This window comes from Psychromarinibacter sediminicola, from assembly GCF_029168335.1.
Taxonomy (GTDB): Bacteria; Pseudomonadota; Alphaproteobacteria; order Rhodobacterales; family Rhodobacteraceae; genus Psychromarinibacter; species Psychromarinibacter sediminicola.
Genome location: NZ_JARGYC010000181.1, coordinates 1 through 1,750 on the forward strand (window position 1 = coordinate 1; position 1,750 = coordinate 1,750).

Here is a 1,750-nt window from a genome sequence, read left to right on the forward strand (position 1 = left end):
TATGATCGCCGCCCAGTGAACGAGCGACACCAGCTATGAAGAAGCAGGTGGACGCCAGTTCCTACACCATTTCCCGGGGCACTACCCTGATCCGCATCACCTGGCCCATGAGGGTTCGCATCGCTCCGGCCGTCTCGTATGTCCCTTCGGCCTCGACGCGCTGCAGGATCGGCAGGAGGTCGCGCGGCTCGATCTCGGCCATTGGCCGGTTGTCGAGGTCGGACATCCGGCCGAGCCAGCGCCATCTATTCGCGATGGTCGAGGGTGACTGTTTCTCGGCGAGGCACTTCTCCATGTACTTCTGGGCCGCGTGCTTCCACGTAACGACACCCGGCGCAGGCTCGGCCGCGCCGTTCGTCGGGAAGGGGTCGGTCCCGTCCTTGACCGCCGCCTTGACCTCCTCACGCTTGAGCCGTGCCGCCGAGAGCTTCACGATGGGGAACTCGCCAAGCGAAACGTTTCGGCGCTTGCCGGCCGGATCGGTGTACTTGAGCCGCCAGAACTTCGCGCCCGAGGGCATAACCTCAATGGACAGCCCGCGTCCGTCTGTTAGGCTGAAGCGCGTGTCGCGGGGCTTCGCGGATTTGATCTTGGTGTCAGTCAGCATGTACGTGTGTCCATTTCGGTGTCCATCTGGTGTCCATTTAGGGCGTCTCACGATGTCCCCTCCTGTCTTCTCAAGACACACTTATAAAGTGAAGGACCGAGGAAATTAAGCGAAAGGTGTCCGCGCTCGCCCACGTAAGACGTGCATGTCCATGCTGGGAGAAGTGGTCCCCCCAGACCCCCCTGGCGTGTTTTCAACGAGAAGAAGATGCGGGCGTCGGCCGGGCCGGCGCCCCTTTTTTCGCGGTGTGAGGGCTAGGATGCGCGCCGGGCGGTGCGGTCGATGGCGTCGACGATCCGGGGCTGGACCGTAGCGGACAGGTCGTGGCCCATGCCGTCGATCAGCATGAGCTCGGCGCCGGGGATCGCGTCCGCCGTGTCCCGGCCGTGGTCCGGCGGGATCAGCGGATCCTCCGTGCCGTGGACGACAAGCGTCGGCGCCGCGATCGTCGCCAGCCGGTCGCGGCGGTCGCCGGCGGTGGCCATGGCGGCGAGTTGCCGCGCGGTGCCGGCCGGGTCGCGGGCGCGGCGGGCCTCTTGCAGGGCCAGCCTGCCCTCGGCCTCGGGGTCGAAGGCCGATCCGCTGCCGGCGATGCGGCGGGCGAAGGCCAGGCTGTGCGCCAGGAAGCCGTCCGGATCGGCCGCAGGGTCGGGCCGCGGCCGGGTCATCAGGGCCATGACCTCGGGGTCGGCCTGCGGCAGGGCCGGATTGCCGGTGCCGGACATGATCGAGGTCAGCGACAGGACCCGGTCCGGCGCTTCGCTTGCCATCGCCTGGGCGATCATCCCGCCCATCGACCGCCCGACGACATGCGCCCGGTCGATATCCAGCGCGTCGAGCAGCGCCAGGGCATCGTTCACCATGTCGGTCAGCGAATAGGGCATGGCGGGCCGCTCCCCGGCGACGAGCGCCGCGGCCAGCGCGCCGAAGTCGGGCGCGGGCAGGGCGTCGAGGTGGGTCGACAGGCCGCAATCGCGGTTGTCGAAGCGGATGACTCGGTAGCCGCGCGCGGCGAGCGCCGCGGTGAAGGGCGTCGACCAGCGGATCATCTGTAAGCGGCCGCCCATCACCCTTGGCGCTGCGGGTTGACTATTCAGCGAAGCTCCAAGGCATGAGTTCGTCGATGTCGCTCTGCATATGCTG

2 protein-coding genes are annotated in these 1,750 nt (G+C 67.6%); both read right to left on the reverse strand.

Features of this window, described 5'->3' with window-relative positions; all coding sequences use genetic code 11:
- Positions 1-61 precede the first annotated feature (61 nt).
- A complete protein-coding gene (locus P1J78_RS24765) occupies positions 62-607 on the reverse strand; it encodes a tyrosine-type recombinase/integrase (protein WP_275570042.1) in 546 nt (181 codons plus the stop codon).
- 254 nt (positions 608-861) lie between these two features.
- Positions 862-1,674 (reverse strand): alpha/beta fold hydrolase, encoded by an 813-nt coding sequence (locus tag P1J78_RS24770; protein ID WP_275570043.1) that lies wholly within the window; start codon positions 1,672-1,674, stop codon positions 862-864.
- Positions 1,675-1,750 lie beyond the last annotated feature (76 nt).

What these genes read in the sequence shown, in the direction of transcription:
- P1J78_RS24765 (WP_275570042.1), bottom strand. Translation starts at nt 607, where the DNA reads ATGCTGACTGACACCAAGATCAAATCCGCGAAGCCCCGCGACACGCGC.
- P1J78_RS24770 (WP_275570043.1), bottom strand. Translation starts at nt 1,674, where the DNA reads ATGGGCGGCCGCTTACAGATGATCCGCTGGTCGACGCCCTTCACCGCG.